Here is a 20891-nt window from a genome sequence, read left to right on the forward strand (position 1 = left end):
TTTTCCCCTAGGATGACGCCGAGAGCTCCGAAGGCGCAACAATCGACGTCTGCTCACTTAACACCCCCAATCATCTCCTCGCGCACAACCCAATTGCCCATGTCGCATTTACGCAATCCGGCCCGTTGTGCCAAATTGAGAAGCATCAAGTTTCTCGCGTGAAAGATGCAGACAGCGGCAATCTGCCATTCATCAAATATCCTGAGTGTAAAATGCAGGAAATGCCTGGAAAATGAACTCTCAAGGCGCGATTTTAATCTCGCCGCTGCCTATTTTGGATGCGTTGCATTTTGCCTGTATAATTTGGCCGCATAAAAATTAAAAATTGTCGCTCATTGGCGTGGTTTGCTATTATAATGTCGCAAACTGGATATCCAGTTCAAGGTTTCCAAGCAAGGAATTGTGCTTTCGCAACGGAGCATGGACACTATGAGCAAAATCGGCCCGAAAAAACGCTCGATAGTCTTTTTTCTCGTTCCTCAATTTACGATGCTGCCCTTCATGGGCGCAGTTGAGACATTGCGAATAGCCAACAGAATGCTGGGCTATGATGCCTATGAATGGCGGCTGGCCTCCGCTGACGGACTGAAGGTCCAATCCTCCGCTGGCATCTCTCTTGACGTAGATACCTCGCTTGCCGACGAGCGTCGCAATCTGAGCGGTGACAAGCGCTCCAACATGGTCATCGTCTGTTCGGGCATCGATATAGAGCAGTATCACAACAAGTCCGTGAACGCCTGGCTGCGCGAGGCCTATAACCGCGGCATCTCGGTCGGCAGCCTCTGTACCGCCGCCCATATTCTGGCGCAGGCCGGCCTGCTGAATGGCAAGCGCTGCGCGATCCACTGGGAAAACCTGCCCGGCTTTTCGGAAAACTTCCCGCAGGTCGAGGTCTATGCCGACCTCTACGAGGTCGACAGCAACATCTACACCTGCGCCGGTGGCACAGCCTCGCTGGACATGATGCTGAACCTGATCGGACAGGATTTTGGAGACAACCTCGTCAACCGCGTCTGCGAACAGCAATTGACTGACCGGGTGCGCAACCCGCGTGACCGCCAGCGCCTGCCACTGCGAGCCCGGCTGGGCGTACAGAACAGCAAGGTGCTGTCGATCATCGAACTGATGGAAAGCAATCTGGCCGAACCGCTGTCGCTGCTTGACATTGCCGATGGTGCCGATCTGTCGCGCCGTCAGGTGGAGCGACTGTTCCGGCAGGAAATGGGCCGCTCACCGGCCCGTTATTACCTTGAAATCCGCCTCGACCGGGCGCGCCATCTGCTGGTGCAGTCGGCCATGCCGGTGGTGGAGGTGGCCGTTGCCTGCGGTTTTGTCTCCGCATCGCATTTTTCGAAGTGTTATCGCGAAATCTACAATCGTTCACCGCAGCAGGAGCGTGCGGAACGCAAGATTGTGGTGTCATCGCTGCGCAAGGAGCCGATTGCCTTCATGTCTGGCCCGCACTGAACCTGACATACTGACTTGGCCCAGATTGACATGGGCCACACCAACAGGGGCAGAGCGGCAAAAGCCGCAAATGAAAACAACGATAAGGCGCATTACAAATAGGGTTTGACGGCGGCCAGAATGTCTTCTGCCGTACTGCCGTGACCGGCCCTCTGCCCCGCCTCACCATGCAACCATACCGCCGCTGCCGCCGCCTCAAAGGCCGGCACGCCCTGCGCCAGCAGGCCGCCAACAATGCCCGATAGCACATCACCGGAACCGGCCGTCGCCAGATTGGGGGGCGCATTGGCATTGATCAGCGCCCGGCCATCCGGCGCGGCAATCACCGTATCGGCACCCTTGTAGACCACAACCGCATGCGAACGGGCGCTCGCTGCCCGCGCCTTCTCAACCTTGCTCAGTTGATCATCGCCAGCAATGTCGGGAAACAGCCGGGCAAATTCACCCCCATGTGGCGTCATCACCCGTGGTGCCTGCGCTTTGGCAAACATCTCAAACAGCAGATCCGTCTCATCACGAAAGGCAGTAATCGCATCTGCATCCAGCACCAGTGCCTTGTCGGCCAATTCGGGCACGAACTGGCGGATCTTCTGCAGATCAGAAAAACCGGGACCAATAACAAAGGTCGCATGACGGCTGTCTGTCAGCCAATCCCGCAGATGCTGCACAGTGTCGATTGCCGTCAGCATCACTGCGGTCAGCGTCGTAGCCAGAACCGGCAGGGCGTCGGACGGTGCTGCAACGGTCACAAGGCCAGCGCCGGTTTTCAAACCGGCACCCGCCGAAAGCCTTGCGGCACCAGTGGCATACTGCGGGCCGGAAAAAACCGTCAGATGACCGCGTGTGAACTTGTGCGAAGCAGAACCAGGATGCGCCAGATGGTCCTTCCAGAACAACGGGTCATTTTGCGCCAGCCGGTCGTTATGTCGCTCCAGAATGCGCTGGGGAATGCCGATATCAAACACCTCGATCTCCCCGGCCAGTTCCCGCCCCGGCATCAGCAGGTGCCCGGGTTTGAGCGCCATGAAGGTTACGGTGTGGCGGGCTTTCAGCGCAGCGCCCAAAATCGTGCCACGCCGGCCACAGACACCCGAAGGAAGGTCGGCAGCCACCACATCCAACTGCAAGCCGTTGATCGTTTCAAACAGCGCGGCCACGGTTTCCGGCACGTCACGCGACAATCCGGCCCCAAACAACGCATCAACAACCACATCGCCGATTTCAGGCCTATAGCGTTCCATCGGTTTGCTGTTGATGGGACACGCCAGCATGGCGCGCCGCGCATCACCGCAGAGCCGGTCCTGATTACCCAAATGAAAAACAAGCGGTGCAGCACCGCAGGCAGCAAGGGCGGCCGCCGCCACATAACCATCGCCACCATTATTGCCCGGCCCGCACAGCACGATGTAACGCCCAGCCTCTGGGTAATGGCACAGAACCAGGGCGGATATCGCCTGCCCTGCCCGCTCCATCAGCGCATAGGAGGAAAGCCCGCTATCGGCAGCATCCTTGTCGATGGCAGTCATGGCGGACGGGCTATAAAGGCAATGGCGAGCGGAAAACTTCATGCTGAATATTGATAGCAATTTGGCTGCCAAATCAATGTGCATAAAACAGGCAGGCCGCTTCGCCCAAATTATACGCAATTGACTATATTTTCATCAAATGACGATGCAATTAGCAAAATATAAACCGGCGAAAATTCATATCGAAAATACGAAATAATGACACATCAGCGCACCATTTTTGGCAAAACAGTACTGTCTTTTGATGCAAATCAGGTCAAACTACATTCGTTGGATGCTTTTTTGAGAAAAAATTCAAAATCTTCGTTTCAATTTGGCATGCTATGTGCATTCTGTTCGGGAGGCGGGCAGACCCTGCTTTAACGGGAGAAGCGGAGAGATATTTTCAAATGAAAAAGATCGAAGCGATCATTAAGCCTTTCAAGCTCGACGAAGTGAAGGAAGCCCTTCAGGAAGTCGGTCTTCAGGGAATAACTGTAACTGAAGCAAAAGGCTTCGGTCGCCAAAAGGGCCATACCGAACTTTATCGCGGTGCTGAATACGTCGTCGACTTTCTGCCCAAGGTGAAGGTCGAGGTTGTTTTGGCTGACGAAAATGCAGATGCAGTGATCGAAGCAATACGAAATGCGGCCCAGACAGGCCGTATCGGTGACGGCAAGATTTTCGTCTCGAATGTAGAAGAAGTCATCCGTATCCGGACAGGTGAAACGGGCGTTGACGCCATATAAAAAAACACCTGAGTCCGGAAACTGGCTCAGGTAAATCGCCACCTCGTCATCCCACACTCAAGGAAAACCTTAAAATGACGACTGCAAATGATATCTTGAAACAGATCAAGGACAACGACGTCAAGTTCGTCGATCTGCGCTTCACGGACCCGAAGGGCAAGCTGCAACACGTTACCATGGACGTTGTCTGTGTTGACGAAGACATGTTTGCCGATGGCGTAATGTTCGACGGCTCGTCTATTGCCGGCTGGAAGGCTATCAACGAATCCGACATGGTTCTGATGCCTGACCCTGCGACGGTTCACATGGACCCGTTCTTCGCACAGTCCACCATGGTCATCCTTTGCGACATTCTCGACCCTGTCTCGGGTGAATCCTACAACCGCGACCCACGCGGCACTGCCAAGAAGGCAGAAGCCTACCTCAAGGCATCCGGTATCGGCGACACGGTTTTTGTTGGCCCTGAGCCAGAATTTTTCGTCTTCGACGACGTCAAGTACAAGGCCGACCCATACAACACCGGCTTCAAGCTTGATTCTTCCGAGCTGCCGTCCAACGACGACACCGATTATGAGACAGGCAACCTCGGCCACCGTCCGCGCGTCAAGGGTGGTTACTTCCCTGTTCCGCCAATCGACAGCCTGCAGGACATGCGTTCCGAAATGCTCACGGTTCTCTCGGAAATGGGCGTTGTCGTTGAAAAGCATCACCACGAAGTGGCGTCTGCCCAGCACGAACTTGGTGTGAAGTTCGACACGCTGGTTCACAGCGCCGACAAGATGCAGATCTACAAGTATGTCGTGCACCAGGTAGCCAACGCTTATGGCAAGACCGCAACCTTCATGCCGAAGCCAATCTTCGGTGACAACGGTTCGGGCATGCACGTTCACCAGTCCATCTGGAAGGGCGGCAAGCCAACCTTCGCTGGCGACGAATATGCAGGTCTGTCTGAAAGCTGCCTTTACTACATCGGCGGCATCATCAAGCACGCCAAGGCCATCAACGCCTTCACCAACCCGACAACCAACTCCTACAAGCGTCTGGTTCCTGGTTATGAAGCGCCTGTTCTGTTGGCATACTCCGCTCGTAACCGTTCTGCTTCGTGCCGTATTCCATTCGGCTCCAACCCGAAGGCAAAGCGCGTTGAAGTCCGCTTCCCGGACCCGACACAGAACCCGTACCTCGGTTTTGCAGCAATGCTGATGGCTGGTCTCGACGGCATCAAGAACAAGATCCATCCTGGCAAGCCAATGGACAAGGATCTCTACGATCTTCCTGCAAAGGAATTGAAGAAGATCCCAACCGTTTGCGGCTCGTTGCGTGAAGCGCTCGAAAGCCTCGACAAGGACCGCAAGTTCCTGACGGCTGGCGGCGTGTTCGATGACGACCAGATCGACAGCTTCATCGAGTTGAAGATGCAGGAAGTCATGCGTTTCGAAATGACACCGCATCCAGTCGAATTCGACATGTACTACTCGGCTTGATAATGGATATGCGCTGGCTCTGCTGGCGCATTTCTTTTTTAAGCGGCGGCTCACGGGCCGCCGTTTTTTATGGCATCAATTCAATTCTTATTCGTGGGTCGCACAGACCGACATGCGAACTGGCCGTATGGCCAGACATTGCCTGAAGTGGAATACAAGACATGAGCGCAGAAACCTCGCAACCCCGGCTGTTAGACTGGGTCATCTTCCTTCTTGCGCCCTTGTGTTTCGCCACCAACATCATTTTCGGCCGCGGCGTGATTGGCGAGGTCGCCCCCTTCACCACCGCCTTCATTCGCTGGACCGCATCGGCTCTCATCATGGCGCCCTTCGTTTATGCCGACCGCAAGGCCTGCATCGACTTCGTGCGCAACAACAGCATGCTGTGGCTGGTCATCGGTTTTCTCGGCATGGGCATTTGCGGCGGCGTCGTCTACTGGTCGCTGAACTACACGTCCGCTGCCAACGGCACGCTGATCTACACGACATCGGCGCTGTTCATCATCATCTTCCAGCGCTTTTTCCAGAACCGGCCGATACGCCCGCTGGAAGTTGCCGGCATGATCATCGCCTTTGCCGGCGTGACCGTTATTGTGCTGAAGGGTAATATTAACGCGCTGCTGCACCTGAACTTCAACCTTGGCGATTTCGGCATCCTGACGGCCGCCATTGCATTTGCGGTTTATTCGCTGCTGCTGCGCAAACCTGCCGTCAACAAGCTGAAGTCCTTCAGCCTGTTTGGCCTGATTGCCGCATCAGGCGCCCTGGTGCTGTTGCCGATTACGGTGGTGGAATTTGCGCAAGGTGGCAGCCTACCGGTTACTGCCACCGCCTGGATGAAGATGGCCGGCATCATTCTCATCGCTTCACTGGCGGCATTCTTGTGTTTTACCCATACGGTGCGGGTGTTTGGACCCACCACGGCGGGTGTGACGCTCTACATCATGCCACCAATTTCGATCGTACTGGCCTGGCTTTTTCTTGCCGAAACTTTCGAAACCTATCACGCCATAGGGATCGTTCTTGTCATGAGCGGCGTTATTCTTGCAACAGCACCAATCGGGCGACGCATGAAAGGGCCAAAAACCATAAACACTTGATATCTGCAGCAAGACGTCCCAAATTATTCTTCGAAAGGATGTTTCAGCCATGAAGCAAAGAAATGCAAAATTCACGATCGGAGAAGTGGTTCGTCACAGGATATTTCCTTTCCGCGGCGTTATCTTTGATGTCGATGCGGAATTTTCCAATACGGAAGAATGGTGGAACTCGATACCGGCAGAAATCCGTCCCGAACGCGACCAGCCCTTTTATCACCTGCTGGCCGAAAACGATGACACGGAATATGTCGCCTATGTTTCGGAACAGAATCTGATCCATGACGATAGCGGAAAGCCTCTGCGCAATCCCAACATCACCAGGATCTTCGATACGGATTCCGGCGGCCACTTGAAACCCAAGCCGATCATGTCGCACTAAACACATCAGAACCGGCCTCCCAGGCCGGTTTTTTTGTGGGGCGCGCGGGCAGGAAGCATAACCCCTCACCTGAAAAATCTATGACTTAGCAAGCTAAGATCATGATTTTTCTTCCTCTCCCACAAGGGTAGAGGTAGGGGGCGCCAAACGGCGCGGCACCCACCCATCTCTACCCTTGTTGGAGAGAAAGCGATTTCAACATCTTAGGGCGAAGCCATAAGTGTTAGAAATCGCAAGTAAGGGGTCTCCAACACACCACTCAAACGTCATCCTCGCCCCTGTAGCGAGGATCTAAGCCGGCGCCCAATATGCAATGCGATTAGGTTCTCGGGACAAGCCCGAGAATAACGAAGAGCGTGGTGCCAAGCCCCCCCCCAAAAAACTGCCCATAAAAAAACCGGCCACGAAGGCCGGTTTTTCTCGCCATCCATACGGATGAAATTATTGTGCAGGTGCAGTCTTTGCAGCTTCCTGAGCGGCTTCGAGCTTCTTGCGAGCCTCTTCAGCCTTCTTCTGCATGCCTTCCTGCAGGGTGCGCTGGCTTTCAGCCAACTGCGACTGCGAGATCGCTTCGCCATCATAAGCACCGGTGAAGCCGTTCAGGGCAATCTTGATCGGGTTTGGTGCGCGGCGGAAGTTGATCGACGTGAAGACCACTTCGTTGCCCTTCTTCAGGCTGGCGATCATCGCATCTGTCAGTGGTACTTCAGCGGTGCACTTGTCTGGAAGGCAAACTGCGTAATCAAGCTGAACGCCCTTGGCGCCGTCGATCTGCATCATAACGCCAGGAGGAATAAGACGTGCGGACGGTACGGAAACCTGCAGGATCTTGCGGTTTACCTTGCCTGTAACGCTGATGAGGCCAACGGCAGTGATCATCTGGCCGTTCTGCGCCAGAACAACGTTCTGAACGACGCAAACGTCGTTGTCTTCCTGCTTGGAGCAAGTCTTGAACCAGCCGAGTGGCGGTGCGCCAGCCGGAGCCGCAGCCTGCTGAGCCTGGGAAACAGCCGGGGCGGAAACGGCGCCAATGGAAAGAACGAGAGCGGACAGTGCTGTCCGGGTGAACTTGTTTGCCTTGTACATCATAAGAGTTCCGTCTCCTGAAATTCGGTCGGGTCAGTTTTGAACCTATGCCCGTCGTTGGCGCGATCCGCTTACCTGTTCAACTGTCTTTCAATTGAGGCAAATGCGTGACCCACCAATTCTGGCACACCTGTTACATGTCGAATGCGTCGATATCCAGCATTTCTTTAAGAATTTTGACGACTGCCTTAAGATTTCCCGACCATTCATGTCTGTAGACCGACGCCTGTGGTAAATTCCGCAGGAATCAGACAACCGACTTCCGCATAGGAGAATGAAATGCGCAGATGCCTGATGGCTGTCATTCCGGCCTTGCTGCTCAGCAGCGCAGCGCTGGCCGAACCTGTCCATGGCATTTCCATGCACGGCACACCTGCCCTTCCGGCAGATTACAAGAGCTTCCCTTACGTGAACCCAAATGTTAAAAAGGGTGGCAAGATTGCCTATGGCGTGGTCGGTACCTTCGATAGCCTCAATCCCTTTGTCTTGAGGGGCATGCGCACCACCGCACGCGGCGTGTGGGACCCTGATTTCGGCAACCTGCTTTATGAACCGTTGATGCAACGGTCCAATGACGAACCCTTCTCGCTTTACGGCCTGTTGGCCGAAAGTGTCGAATGGGACGACGAGCGCACCTACACCCAGTTCAACCTCAATCCAAAGGCGCGCTGGCAGGACGGTAAACCCGTGACGCCTGAAGACGTGATGTTCACGCTTGAACTGTTGAAAGAGAAGGGCCGCCCGCCGTTCAACAACCGCCTGACCGCGGTGGAGAAAATGGAAAAAGTTGGCGAACACGGCGTTCGTTTTACCTTTAACGACAAGGCCAATCGCGAAACACCGCTGATTCTCGCCTCATCGACCCCTATCCTGCCCAAACACGCCATCGATGCGGAAACCTTTGAAAAGGCAGGCCTTGGCCCGGTTGTCGGTTCCGGCCCCTACAAGATAAAGTCGATGCGCCCGGGTGAAAAGATCATCTGGGAACGTGACCCCAATTATTGGGGTAAGGATGTGCCGTCCAAGGTCGGTTTCGATAATTACGACGAAATCAGCGTCACCTATTTCCTGCAGGTCAACTCGATGTTCGAAGCCTTCAAAAAGGGCGATATCGACATGTACCCGGAAGGTGATGCCATTAATGGCAATGCCGATTCGTCGCATTGGGGCAGCGCCTACAACTTCCCCGCCGCCAATCGTGGCGACATATTGAAAGAAGTGTTCGAACCGCGCCTGCCCTCTGGCATGTTCGGTTTCGTGTTCAACACCCGCAAGCCAATCTTTGCCGATGAAAAGGTGCGCGAAGGCCTGTCCTACGTGCTGGATTTTGAATGGCTGAACCGCAACATCCTCGGTGGCGCCTTCAGTCGCACCCAGAGTTATTGGCAAAACTCATCGCTGGGTGCCTATGGCAACCCGGCCAATGAAAAGGAACTGGCCCTGCTGGGCGATGCCGCCAAGCGCCTGTCACCAGAAATACTTGCCGGAACCTATATGATGCCCGTGAGCGATGGCTCGGGCGCCGACCGCAAGGTGCTGCGCAAGGCTGTCGATCTGCTGCAGGAGGCCGGTTACAAGATCACAGCTGGCCGCATGGTCGATGCCAATGGCAGACAACTGGCCTTTGAGGTGATGACCCAGAACCCGGCGCAGGAACGCATTGCACTGGCCTATCAGCGGTCGCTGAAGCTGATTGGCGTCAACATGGCCATTCGCTCTGTCGATGACGGTCAGTATCAGGCCCGGTCAAATAATTTTGATTACGATATGATCATCCGCTCGTTCCCGTCGTCGCTGTCGCCCGGCATCGAGCAATATAACCGCTGGGATTCAACCTCCAGAGATGCGCCGGGCAGCTTCAACTATGCCGGCGCGGCAGACCCCGATATCGACCGCATGATCGAGGCGCTGCTGCAGGCACGCTCCACCGAGGATTTTGAAGCCGCGGTGCGCGGCTATGATCGCCTGCTGGTGTCCGGCCACTACGTCATTCCGCTTTATTACATTGGCGCACAGTGGGTGGCCCACTGGAAGTATCTCGGCAAACCGGATGTCACGCCACTTTTCGGCTATCAAAAACCGGTATGGTGGGACAATAGAGCTCAATAACAGGCGCGCCCAATAATACCGGCAATAATGCCTCCCAGGACCAGGACCCATGAGGCAAAACCGGGTGGTTATCTCGAGGTAACCGGTTGAATGGCGGCGTTGAAATGCATAAATGCCTGCATATTTCAAAATTGACGTAAGGAAACACCATGCTGCGGCTTACTATTGATATCGTTTCGGATGTGGTTTGCCCATGGTGCTACCTCGGCAAGGCACGGCTGGATCTGGCCATTGCAGAAGTGCAGGACAAGATCGGTTTCGACATCAACTGGCGCCCTTACCGCCTGAATCCGGATTACCCGCCAGAAGGTGTGGACCAGAAGGCAGAGCTTGAAAAAAAGCTGGGCGGCAAGGAAAAGGTTGAAAAGGCCCACGGCATCCTGACCGATCTCGGCAAGGAAGTCGGCATTGCCTTCGACTTCGACGCCATCAAGATCGGCCCCAACACGCTGGACGCACACCGCCTCGCACTTTGGGCTCATTCCGAGAACCGCGAATTGCAGGACAAGGTCATTTCCCTGCTGTTCAAGGCCAACTTTGAAGAGGGTCGCAATGTCGGTGATCACGCTGTTCTTCTCGACATTGCCGAGCAGGCTGGCATGGACCGCAAGGTGGTTGAAAAGCTGCTGGCATCCGACGCCGACAAGGACACAATTGTCGCTGAAATTGATGCGGCGCAGCAAATGGGCGTCAATGGAGTGCCATTTTTCATTGTAGATCATCAGTACGCTATAAGCGGTGCACAAACTGCGGATGTTTTGGTCAATGCTTTTAAAGAGATTGCAAAACTCAAAGAGCAGGCTCATAGGGAATTGAACTGACCGTCAGACCTCCCGCTGTCGGCACTCCCCGTACTTAAAAACTTGAGTTTGATCCTGTGTTCGACAGCACACTGAAAGGCATTCTTATTGCCTTTGCGTCCTTCGCCGCATTCGCTTGGAGCGATGCCAGCGTAAAATTGATCGAGGGGCAAATCTCCCCGATCGAATCGGCATTTTTTGGTGCCGTGTTCGGTACGGTTGCCCTTCCATTCCTGCGCAAAAGAAAAGACCAGTGGCGCGATGTGCTGCGCACCACCAACCGCCCGCTGTGGCTGCTTCGTTTCGTGTCGTCGGGCATGGGTGCCATTGGCAGCGTAACCGCCTTTACCCACCTCTCAATGGCAGAAGCCTTTGCACTGATCTTCCTGTTACCATCCTTCGTCACCATCATGTCGGTGGTGTTTCTGAAAGAACAGGTCGGCATCAAGCGCTGGTCAGCCGTCATCATCGGTTTTCTCGGTGTGCTGATCATTCTGCGCCCCGGTTTCCGCGAACTGTCGATCGGTCATCTCGGCGCGATCATCGGCGGCTTGAGCGGCGCGCTCTCCATCGTCATCTTCCGCGCCATGGGCCCGTCGGAAAAGAACATTTCGCTTTATGGCGCCGGTGTTCTCGGCACGCTGTTCCTTTGTGGTCTTGCGATGATCCCGGATTTTCAGCCACCCAATGCCGAACAATGGCTGTGGCTGGCAGGATACGGCCTGTTTGCGGCACTTGCCAACGTGCTGTTGATGTATGCCGCGCAATATGCGCCAGCCACGGTGATTGGCCCAACCCAATATAGCCAGATGTTGTGGGCCATTCTGTTCGGTTATCTGATCTTCGGCGACCATGTCGACCAATGGATGCTGTGTGGCATCGTGCTGATCATCGGCTCCGGCATGTTGACGCTGATCCGTGAAAAGCAGCGCCACACGCCGCTGCCAAGCTCGGTTGCCGCCGATCAGAACGTCGCATTGGCGATCACACCGGAAAACCAAGACACAGATACCAAGGCCTGAAAGCTCGCTTTGAACACAGCGCCCCGAAACCCATGACGGTTTCGGGGTTCCAATCCCACCGTTGACATTGGCCCTATGATGGTCTGGCCATCAGACGCCGTGACGTTTAAACCAAGGTGCATCAGTACCCTCTGTTGAGGGTCAGCGCATAACTCACCTCGGCATGTCATGATACCCGTCGCACTTCCTTCCGTAGAATTTCTGGTCATTGTCGGTCTGCTGTTCCTCACCACTCTGGTGTGGTTTGTCTGGACCGTGTGGTTGCTGTTTTTCCGCAAAAGCCAGAAACCCTGGGCAAACCACTGGTTTGCACTCTATGGCCTGACGACAATTCCAGCGCTGTTCACCCTCTACCACGTTGTGACCTTCTCGCTGGAAATGCGCACACTGGACAGGGAGCACGAGAAAAACTTTGCGCCGACACTGACCAGCAGCGAGCGTATCGGCCAGATCGACATGCCCGAAGGCACCAAACTGCGCCTGGCGGCGGCCCAGAAACTGGAATCATTCGGCCGCGCCACCTTCCCGCATCCGGTCGAGATTGCCGGTATCAATGCGCTGGCTGTCGATCGTTACATCACCATAAAATATGACGACAGCTACAATGTCACCGGGTTTGCGCCGGATAATATGCGGGTCGTCGGCGAAGGCACGAGCGAACAGCAGGGCTGGACCTGCATGGCAACAACGCCAGTGGAATTTGACGTGAATGAAGATGGCAGCGTCAAAGCCTTCAAGCGCTGCGTGCTCGCGGCAGGCAATGTGGCAGATGGCATAAGCCTGCCATCGGGCACTGAAGTCTGGACCTCAACCGGCAATGTCTACACCGATGGTTTTAACGATACCGACCGCTGGGTTCTGGACATACCACGTGACAAGACCGTGCTGGTCGACGGGCTGGAGATTTCAAGCCCGCGCATCATGTTGGACGACCACAAAAAACTCTATGAAGTCAGCAGCGGCAGCTTGGCCAAAGACACGAGTTTTGGCGAAGATACCTATCCTGCCGGCACCCTCATCCGCTTTAATCCGCGCCATATCCGCGACAGTCACCCAAATGCCTGGCTGCTGACGCCGAAGGAAGGCGTCGAGGATGACGCCATTCTGCTGCCGCCTGATGGCACAGTGCTGGACCGGGCAGGCAAGGTGCTGGCCACCCTGCCCCAATAGTTTCTCAGCCCTTTGCCAGCTCCGCCAGCTGCGTCATGACCATGGCAGCACCGGCCAGACGTTTTTCCGGCGTTGGCAGGTCGCGGGTCAGGAACACGCTGTGATCCGGCCTGATCTTGGCCAGTGAGCCCTGCTTGGCAATGTACCCGACCAGACCGGCCGGATTGGGGAATTCGCGGTTGCGGAACTGCACGACAACGCCCTTCGGGCCAGCATCCAGCTTTTCGACATTGGCGGTGCGGCACAGCGACTTGATGTAAACCACCTTGAGCAGGTGCTGTACTTCCTTTGGCAACGGGCCAAAACGGTCGATCATCTCCGCACCGAAACCATCGATTTCCGAAAGCTCGGTCAGTTCGCCAAGGCGACGGTAAAGACCCATGCGCAGATGCAGATCCGGCACGTAATTTTCCGGGATCATCACCGATGTGCCAAGCGAGATCTGCGGCGACCAGCCGCTTTCCTGCACATCGTCATCGCCTTTCACTTCGGCAACCGCCTCTTCCAGCATCTGCTGGTAGAGTTCAAAACCGACTTCCTTGATATGGCCGGACTGTTCTTCGCCCAGCAGGTTGCCGGCACCACGAATATCAAGGTCATGGCTGGCCAGCTGGAAACCGGCACCCAGCGTGTCGAGTGACTGCAGCACCTTCAATCGGCGCTCGGCCATGGTTGTCAGCACCTTGTTGACCGGCAGGGTAAACAGCGCGAAAGCCCGAACCTTGGAACGACCGACACGACCCCGCAGCTGGTAAAGCTGCGCCAGACCAAACATGTCGGCACGGTGCACGATCAGCGTGTTGGCCGTCGGCACATCAAGCCCGGATTCAACGATGGTGGTGGACAACAGCACGTCATATTTGCCGTCATAGAAGGCATTCATGATGTCTTCCAGCTCACCGGCCGCCATCTGGCCGTGGGCGACGGCAACACGCAGCTCCGGCACATCCGATTGCAGGAAGGCATGAATGTCCGCAAGGTCGGCCAGACGCGGGCAGACATAGAAACTCTGGCCGCCACGGTAATGTTCACGCATCAGCGTTTCGCGAATGACCAGCGCGTCAAACGGCGAAATGAAGGTGCGCACCGCCATGCGGTCAACCGGCGGCGTGGTGATCAGCGACAATTCGCGAACCCCGGTCATCGCCAGCTGCAGGGTACGCGGAATAGGCGTGGCAGACAAAGTCAGAACGTGAATATCGCCTTTCAGCTCCTTCAAACGTTCCTTGTGTTTGACGCCGAAATGCTGCTCTTCATCGATAATCAGCAGGCCAAGATTGGCAAAGCTGATGCCCTGACCGAGCAGCGCATGGGTACCGACAACGATATCCGTCTTGCCCTCGGCCACTTCCTTTTTGGTCAGCGCCAGTTCCTTGGTGCCAACAAGACGCGAGGCCTGTTGCACGCGGATCGGCAGGCCACGGAAACGCTCCGAAAAGGTGCGGAAGTGCTGGCGGGCCAACAGCGTGGTTGGCACGACAACCGCTACCTGCACGCCATTCATGGCGGCGAGGAAGGCAGCACGCAGCGCAACTTCTGTCTTGCCAAAGCCCACGTCACCGCAAATCAGGCGGTCCATCGGCCGGCCAAGACCAAGATCGTCGCGGATGGAGTCGATGGCGTTCAGCTGGTCTTCGGTTTCATCATAGGGGAAACGCGCCGCAAACTCGTCGTAAAGACCATCCGGCGCCACCAGCACCGGTGCCTTGCGCACCATGCGTTCGGCCGCCACGCGAATAAGATCGCCGGCCATATCCAGCAGGCGTTTCTTGAGCTTGGCCTTGCGCATCTGCCAGGCGCCACCGCCCAGCTTGTCGAGTTGCGCTTCGGCAGCATCGGAACCGTAACGCGACAGAAGATCGATGTTTTCGACCGGCAGGAACAGCTTGGCATCATCGGCATAATGCAGTTCCAGGCAGTCACGTGGCGCACCCGCAGCCTCAATGGTGCGAAGCCCGACGAACTTGCCGATACCATGTTCAGCATGCACGACCAGCGAACCGACATCGAGACCGGCCACTTCCGAAATGAAGTCGGCGGCCCGCTTGCGACGCTTGGAGCGGCGTACCATACGGTCGCCGAGAATATCCTGTTCGCCAATGACAGCGAGATTGCCGGTTTCAAAGCCGGCTTCAAGGCTCAGCACCGCAGACGCCGCCTCGCCCTTGCCGAGCTTGTCTACCTCTTTCAGCGCCTGTATCGGCTTGATCTTTTCAAGGCCGTGTTCGTTCAACACCTGCAACAGGCGGTCGAGAGAACCTTCCGACCAGCCGGTAATCAGCACCTTCCAGCCCTTGGCGCGCTTGTCTGCAATGTGCTTGACGGCAAGATCAAACACATTGACCCGCTCTTCATCGGTATTTTCGGTGACGGGCCGTGCCCACCGTGGCCCGGTATGGGCATCCAGCGTCGCAACCGGCCGACCGGCAACATCATGTTCATTGAACGGTGTCAGGCGAATGGCGCTTACGGCCTCCAGCGTCGCCTCGAAGCCCTTTCCGTCAAGGTAGAGCTGGCCCGGTGACACCGGCTTGTAGGGTGCGCCCTGGGTTGCGCCCTTGGTCTCGCCGGAGGTGCGGCGCGCTTCAAAATAGTCCAGCACCAGCTTGGAGCGTTCGGCCGCAGCCTCGCGTGCCGTATGGTCGGTGACGATGCGGAAGCCCGCGAGATAATCGAAGGCCGTTTCGAGCTTTTCGTAAAACAGCGGCAGCCAGTGCTCCATGCCGGCATAACGGCGGCCTTCGGATACGGCCTGATAGAGCGCGTCGTCGCGGGTCGCGGCACCAAACAGCGACAGGTAATTCTTGCGGAAACGGGCAATCGTATCCGGTGTCAGCGTTACTTCGCTCATCGGGTTGAGATCCAGCGAACGCGCCTGTCCGATGGTGCGCTGGCTGGCCGGATCGAAGGTGCGAATGCTTTCCAGCGTATCGCCAAAAAAGTCCAGGCGCACAGGCTCTTCCGTGCCGGGAACGAACACGTCGAGAATGCCACCACGCACGGCAAATTCACCGACTTCACGCACCGTGGCTACACGGTCAAAACCGTTGCGCTCCAGCCGTGCAGCAATGTCATCCATCCGGATCTGGTTGCCAGGCTTTGCCGAAAACGCCAGACTTTCAATGATGTCGCGCGGTGCCATCTTCTGCAGCATGGCATTGACGGTGACGAGCACGATCGCCGGATGCGGTTTCTTGCCGTGACTGATCAGGCCGGACAGTGCCGCCAGCCGCCTTGCCGAGGTGTCGGCACTGGGTGACACGCGGTCATAGGGCAAGCAATCCCAGGCAGGCAGCGTCAGCACCGGAATGTCAGGCGCAACGAAACCCAGCATCTGCTCAAGATCGGCCATGCGCTGGCCATCCGACATCACATAGGCAATGGATTGCCCGGTGCGCGCCATCTCAGCAAGCAAGATCGCTTCCATGCCTGACGGCACATTGCCGATGGTCAGGGATGTATCGAAGGAAAGAACTGTCTTGGCGTCAAAACCGGGGATCATGGGCGTGTTACTTCACAAACTTGACGCATGCCGCAGAAAAACAGAACGGTTTTTGCGAAACGACATGCGTAAAAACAAACAGTTAAAGCGTGACGCATGAAGCCGTTTCATGCGGCGAGTCCTGATCAGTTGGTAACCGGCCTGATCAGTTGGTGACCGGATCGAAGTCTGGCCGGTAGGAGGCAATGCGTTCAAACAGCGGTGTCTGGAAACGTTCTGGCACAGGCAGAGCGCCCGTCACCATCTTTACGAGATCATTGTCTTCCTCGTCCATAATGACTTCCAGCTCGTCCAGTTCCACATCCGTAAGATCGGCAATGTTTTCCTCGGCAAACTGGCCCAGCACCAGATCCATTTCGCGGATACCACGATGCCAGCAACGGTAGAGGATCCGTCTGCGACGCTCATCGAGGTCCACGCTGCTTCTCACCAGTCCTGTCATCGTATTTTCCTTCCTGTACGGGTGCACGATACGCGATCCGGTCATGCCATCTGCCGCTTCATTCCCACCCCAGTTGTCAGTTGTTATAACAGACAACAGGAACAGCCGAACATTGCGGGAAAACAACCGGATCGAAACTGCCAGCGTGCCCTTCAATTCATGCCTCGTCTATTGCGATCTCCTATAGAACAGGACAGGAACGTTTGGGAACCTGTTTTGTGCATTTATTTGCGTCACATCCGCAAACTAGTGATGAAAAAACGCTGTTTATCTGCTGGCAGCTCTTGCATTGAACGACACCTTCCCCGATTTTGCCGCCATGCGCCCAACACTGCTTGACCCGTTATTTGCCTCCATCTCGACACTGCCGGGCGTCGGTCCGAAACTTGCCGACCTGTTGGCAAGGTTGCTGGGCCGCGAAAATGCCGATGACTGCCGCGTTATCGACCTGCTGTTTCACGCTCCATCTGGCGTCATCGACCGCAGAAACCAGCCCGGAATTGCGCTGGCACCAACCGGCTCCATTGTCACCATCAAGGGACGTGTGGACCGCCACCAGCCACCACCGCCCGGCAATCGCTCGGTTCCCTACCGCGTGTTCATTCATGATGATACCGGCGAGTTGGCGCTGACCTTTTTCCATGCCAAGGGCGACTGGCTGATGAAGGCGCTGCCGATTGACGAGGAAGTTCTGATCAGTGGCAAGGTCGACTGGTTTAACGGTCGCGCCTCAATGGTGCATCCCGATTTCATGGTCAAAGCGTCGGAGGCAGAAAACCTGCTGCTGATCGAGCCGGTTTATCCGCTGACCGCAGGTCTTTCCGCCAAGGTGCTGCGCAAGGCCATTGATAATGCCGTGACCAGATTGCCAGATCTGCCGGAATGGATTGATGAAACCTTGATGGTACGGCAGGGTTTTCATGACGCCCGAGAAAGTTTTCGCCTGCTGCACGACCCGCGCGATGGGCTGGATATCGATCCACAGTCGATCAGCCGCCGCAGGCTTGCCTATGACGAGTTTCTGGCCGGGCAGCTCTCGCTGACCCTGGTGCGCCAAAGGCTGCGTAAGGTTGCGGGCAATCCTGTGGTCGTGAAGGGTGACATGGCCGCCAGCATCCTGCACGCTTTGCCCTTTTCCATGACTAACAGCCAGCGGGCTGCCGTAGACGACATACTGAAAGACATGGCCGGTGACACCAGAATGTTGCGCCTGCTGCAGGGTGACGTCGGTGCCGGCAAAACCCTTGTGGCCCTGATGGCCATGGTAACGGTGGTTGAGGCCGGCGGACAGGCCGTGCTGATGGCCCCGACCGAAATTCTCGCCCGCCAGCACCACGCCACGATTTCGCGATTTGCTGCCGCGGCCAATATCACGGTTGAGGTTCTGACCGGCCGCACCAAGGGCAAGGAACGCCAAGCCATCGAGGAACGCATTGCCTCTGGCGACGCGCAGATCATCATCGGCACCCATGCGCTGTTTCAGGATAGCGTCAACTACAAGAACCTGCTTTTGGCCGTGGTCGATGAGCAGCATCGTTTTGGCGTGCACCAGCGCCTGCGGCTGACCGCCAAGGGCATCACGCCGCATATGCTGGTCATGACAGCCACACCCATTCCCCGCACACTGGTGCTGGCCGCCTTTGGCGACATGGATGTGTCAAAGCTCACGGAAAAACCGGCCGGCCGCAAACCCATCCAGACCGTGACCATCCCGACCAAACGTTTGGGCGACATTATAGACCGGTTGCGCAGCGCTATTTCAGAGGGCAAGAAGGCCTACTGGATCTGCCCGCTGGTCGAAGAGTCAGAAGAAGTCGACCTGATGTCGGCCGAGGAACGCCACGGCGTTCTATCAAAGGCCATCAATGCACCGATCGGTCTCATTCACGGCCGCTTGAGCGGTCCGGAAAAAGACGCCGCCATGCTGGCCTTCAAGAATGGTGAAACGCGGCTTCTGGTCGCAACCACCGTGGTTGAAGTGGGTGTTGACGTGCCCGACGCCACCATCATGGTCATTGAACATGCCGAACGCTTCGGCCTTGCCCAGCTTCACCAGCTTCGCGGCCGTGTCGGACGTGGTGATGAAGCCTCTACCTGTATTCTACTTTACAAGGGGCCGCTGGGAGAAACCGGAAAGGCGCGACTTTCCATCCTGCGCGACAGCGAAGACGGTTTCCTGATTGCCGAGGAGGATTTGAAACTGCGCGGTGAAGGCGAGGTTCTCGGCACCCGCCAGTCAGGGACGCCGGGTTTCAAGATCGCCAGCCTCGAAGCCCATTCCGACCTCCTGGAAATCGCCCGCAAGGACGCCGCCTATATGATTGACCGCGACCCGGAGCTTACCAGCCCGCGTGGCCAGAACTTGCGCGTTCTTCTTTATCTTCACCGCCGGGATGAGGCCATTCGCTTCCTGCATGCAGGGTAATGTCAGGAAAACACCATGACCACAGATATCAGACCGCCGTCGGCCTATACCAAGGGCTATGCCCTTTGTTCGCCGGATAACATCCTGCAACCGGACAGCTTCCGCCACACGGAAGCCAAGGCGATTGCCGCCAGGTTTCGCAAGAAAAAGAAGCGCAAGAAACAATGGAAAGAGGCGCAGGATGAAGGCTGGACGGTAAAATTCGTCTATATGCGCATGTTCGTGCCAGTGTTCTATTCCTCCAACAGCGAGCGCGCCGAACAGGACAATGACAACACCTATGACGAGGATGATTATTCGTGAGGTTGAATTGCCCCATGGCAAAACCCCTCACCTGAAAAATCTATCACTTAGCAAGCTAAGGTGATGATTTTTCTTCCTCTCCCACAAGGGTAGAGGTAAAGGCGCAAGCGGCTCAGCACCCGCCTTATCTCTCCCCTTGTGGGAGAGAATGCGATTTCAACATCTTAAGGCAAAGCCATAAGTGTTAGAAATCGCAAGTGAGGGGTTGTTTCGATAGCTCAACGTTATGATACCTCGGTCGCTGCCGTGGTCGCCGACGGTACCCCAACCCTCCCTCTTCCCTGTGCTTGTCACAGGGATCCAGCAGACGCGCGTCTGCGCGTCAAAAGACATCTTTCCAGCCCCAAGACTGGGGCTGACTGGATTTCTGTGACAAGCACAGAAATGAGGGGGTGGGTGAAATGGCTCTTGGAGCCAGACAGCGAGCGTTGTGCAATTCCAAAAACCCCTCACCTGAAAAATCTATGACTTAGCGTTGCTAAGACCATGATTTTTTTTCCTCTCCCACAGGGGGAGAGGTAAGGGCGCCAGACGGCACGGCACCCACCCATCTCTCCCCTTGAGAGAGAGAAAGCGATTTCAACATCTTGAAGCGCGCGAAGCCCTTAAGTGTCAGAAATTGCAAGTGAGGGGTCAGATCAGCGTGTGGTTTCCGTAGTCAAGCGCAGCCACCATCACCCCGGCAGCTTGAAGTCAGGTGCCACCAGACCGCCTGATATCAGCAACTTGGCGCCGTCTTCAGGGGTCATGTCCAACATGATGATCTTGTCCTTGGGCACGAACAGCAGGAAACCCGCTGTCGGTACCGGGGTTGGCGGCAGAAACACAGCCACCATTTCCTGCCCCATTTCGTTAAAACGATAGGCAAGTTCACCTTTGGCGTCGGACGACACGAATACCAGCGCCCAGGTGCCGGATGATGGAAACTCGATCATGCCGACCTTCTTGAACGAGCTGGAATGCTCCTTCAGCACGGATTCGAAAATCTGTTTCAGGCTCTTATAGACCGGGCGGACCAACGGCATGCGATTGACGAGAGATTCGCTGAAACCGACAACCCATTTGCCAATCAGGTTGTTGCCGAGAAAGCCAATGATGGTAATGCCAACCATCGCAATCAGCAGGCCAAAGCCGGGAATGGCGATATCGAAATATTGCTCCGGGTCGTAACGTGCAGGAATATAGGGTTTGACCCAGCTATCTGCCCACTGCAGGAAAGACCAGACAATCCAGATGGTTATCGCAACAGGCGCAAGTATGATGACGCCCGTCAGAAAATTGTTCCTGATACGTGAGGCAAGCGAAATTCTGAGGGGGTTATCGGCCATTACTCATTCATTTTGTGGCG

Annotated in this window: 16 protein-coding genes; 11 read left to right on the forward strand and 5 right to left on the reverse strand. The window is 56.0% G+C overall.

The window, feature by feature from the left end; all coding sequences use genetic code 11:
- The first annotated feature begins 429 nt into the window (after positions 1 to 429).
- The gene (locus ACZ5FM_RS08485; RefSeq protein WP_275641413.1) at positions 430 to 1467 is read left to right on the forward strand and encodes a GlxA family transcriptional regulator; all 1038 of its coding nucleotides are present in this window, start codon (positions 430 to 432) and stop codon (positions 1465 to 1467) included.
- A 92-nt stretch (positions 1468 to 1559) separates the two neighbouring features.
- Here ACZ5FM_RS08485 and ACZ5FM_RS08490 read toward each other — a convergent pair whose 3' ends face one another.
- Positions 1560 to 3035: an NAD(P)H-hydrate dehydratase gene (locus tag ACZ5FM_RS08490; RefSeq protein ID WP_464040346.1), complete on the reverse strand. Its 1476-nt coding sequence runs from the start codon at positions 3033 to 3035 to the stop codon at positions 1560 to 1562.
- A 347-nt stretch (positions 3036 to 3382) separates the two neighbouring features.
- Here ACZ5FM_RS08490 and ACZ5FM_RS08495 point away from each other — a divergent pair, with 347 nt between their 5' ends.
- The 4 genes from ACZ5FM_RS08495 (at position 3383) to hspQ (ending at position 6684) form a co-directional block, all read left to right on the forward strand.
- Entirely contained in the window at positions 3383 to 3721 is a 339-nt protein-coding gene (locus ACZ5FM_RS08495) for a P-II family nitrogen regulator (protein ID WP_007753933.1), read from the forward strand.
- A 74-nt stretch (positions 3722 to 3795) separates the two neighbouring features.
- Positions 3796 to 5205, forward strand: coding sequence for a type I glutamate--ammonia ligase (gene glnA / locus ACZ5FM_RS08500; protein WP_192490979.1), 1410 nt, complete (start codon positions 3796 to 3798; stop codon positions 5203 to 5205).
- Positions 5206 to 5366: 161 nt separating this feature from the next.
- A complete protein-coding gene (locus tag ACZ5FM_RS08505; protein WP_464040347.1) occupies positions 5367 to 6305 on the forward strand; it encodes a DMT family transporter in 939 nt (312 codons plus the stop codon).
- 49 nt (positions 6306 to 6354) lie between these two features.
- Positions 6355 to 6684 (forward strand): heat shock protein HspQ, encoded by a 330-nt coding sequence (gene hspQ / locus ACZ5FM_RS08510; protein ID WP_192490977.1) that lies wholly within the window; start codon positions 6355 to 6357, stop codon positions 6682 to 6684.
- A gap of 441 nt (positions 6685 to 7125) precedes the next feature.
- On the opposite strand, the gene ACZ5FM_RS08515 is transcribed toward hspQ, so the two are convergent.
- Complete coding sequence (locus tag ACZ5FM_RS08515) at positions 7126 to 7773, reverse strand: invasion associated locus B family protein (RefSeq protein ID WP_192490976.1); 648 nt, start codon at positions 7771 to 7773, stop codon at positions 7126 to 7128.
- 276 nt (positions 7774 to 8049) lie between these two features.
- Here ACZ5FM_RS08515 and ACZ5FM_RS08520 point away from each other — a divergent pair, with 276 nt between their 5' ends.
- From ACZ5FM_RS08520 to ACZ5FM_RS08535, 4 genes are all read left to right on the forward strand, one after another.
- Positions 8050 to 9879 (forward strand): extracellular solute-binding protein, encoded by a 1830-nt coding sequence (locus ACZ5FM_RS08520; RefSeq protein ID WP_464040348.1) that lies wholly within the window; start codon positions 8050 to 8052, stop codon positions 9877 to 9879.
- A gap of 149 nt (positions 9880 to 10028) precedes the next feature.
- Entirely contained in the window at positions 10029 to 10700 is a 672-nt protein-coding gene (locus ACZ5FM_RS08525) for a DsbA family oxidoreductase (protein ID WP_250985501.1), read from the forward strand.
- A gap of 56 nt (positions 10701 to 10756) precedes the next feature.
- Positions 10757 to 11701 carry a DMT family transporter gene (locus tag ACZ5FM_RS08530; protein WP_464040349.1) on the forward strand — a complete coding sequence of 315 codons (945 nt, stop codon included), beginning with the start codon at positions 10757 to 10759 and terminating at the stop codon, positions 11699 to 11701.
- Between the two features lie 168 nt (positions 11702 to 11869).
- Positions 11870 to 12871, forward strand: a complete 1002-nt coding sequence (locus ACZ5FM_RS08535; RefSeq protein ID WP_464040350.1) for a hypothetical protein — start codon at positions 11870 to 11872, stop codon at positions 12869 to 12871.
- 4 nt (positions 12872 to 12875) lie between these two features.
- Here ACZ5FM_RS08535 and mfd read toward each other — a convergent pair whose 3' ends face one another.
- Positions 12876 to 16373, reverse strand: a complete 3498-nt coding sequence (gene mfd, locus ACZ5FM_RS08540) for a transcription-repair coupling factor (protein ID WP_192490971.1) — start codon at positions 16371 to 16373, stop codon at positions 12876 to 12878.
- A gap of 145 nt (positions 16374 to 16518) precedes the next feature.
- A complete protein-coding gene (locus ACZ5FM_RS08545; RefSeq protein WP_192490970.1) occupies positions 16519 to 16815 on the reverse strand; it encodes a succinate dehydrogenase assembly factor 2 in 297 nt (98 codons plus the stop codon).
- A 319-nt stretch (positions 16816 to 17134) separates the two neighbouring features.
- Here ACZ5FM_RS08545 and recG point away from each other — a divergent pair, with 319 nt between their 5' ends.
- Entirely contained in the window at positions 17135 to 19240 is a 2106-nt protein-coding gene (gene recG / locus ACZ5FM_RS08550) for an ATP-dependent DNA helicase RecG (RefSeq protein WP_464040444.1), read from the forward strand.
- 15 nt (positions 19241 to 19255) lie between these two features.
- Positions 19256 to 19543, forward strand: a complete 288-nt coding sequence (locus tag ACZ5FM_RS08555; protein ID WP_275641419.1) for a hypothetical protein — start codon at positions 19256 to 19258, stop codon at positions 19541 to 19543.
- A 674-nt stretch (positions 19544 to 20217) separates the two neighbouring features.
- Here the strand turns inward: ACZ5FM_RS08555 and ACZ5FM_RS08560 are convergent.
- A complete protein-coding gene (locus tag ACZ5FM_RS08560; protein WP_250985899.1) occupies positions 20218 to 20871 on the reverse strand; it encodes a DUF502 domain-containing protein in 654 nt (217 codons plus the stop codon).
- Between the last annotated feature and the right edge of the window lie 20 nt (positions 20872 to 20891).

The sequence above is a fragment of the Agrobacterium sp. 5Ca50 genome (assembly GCF_055381905.1).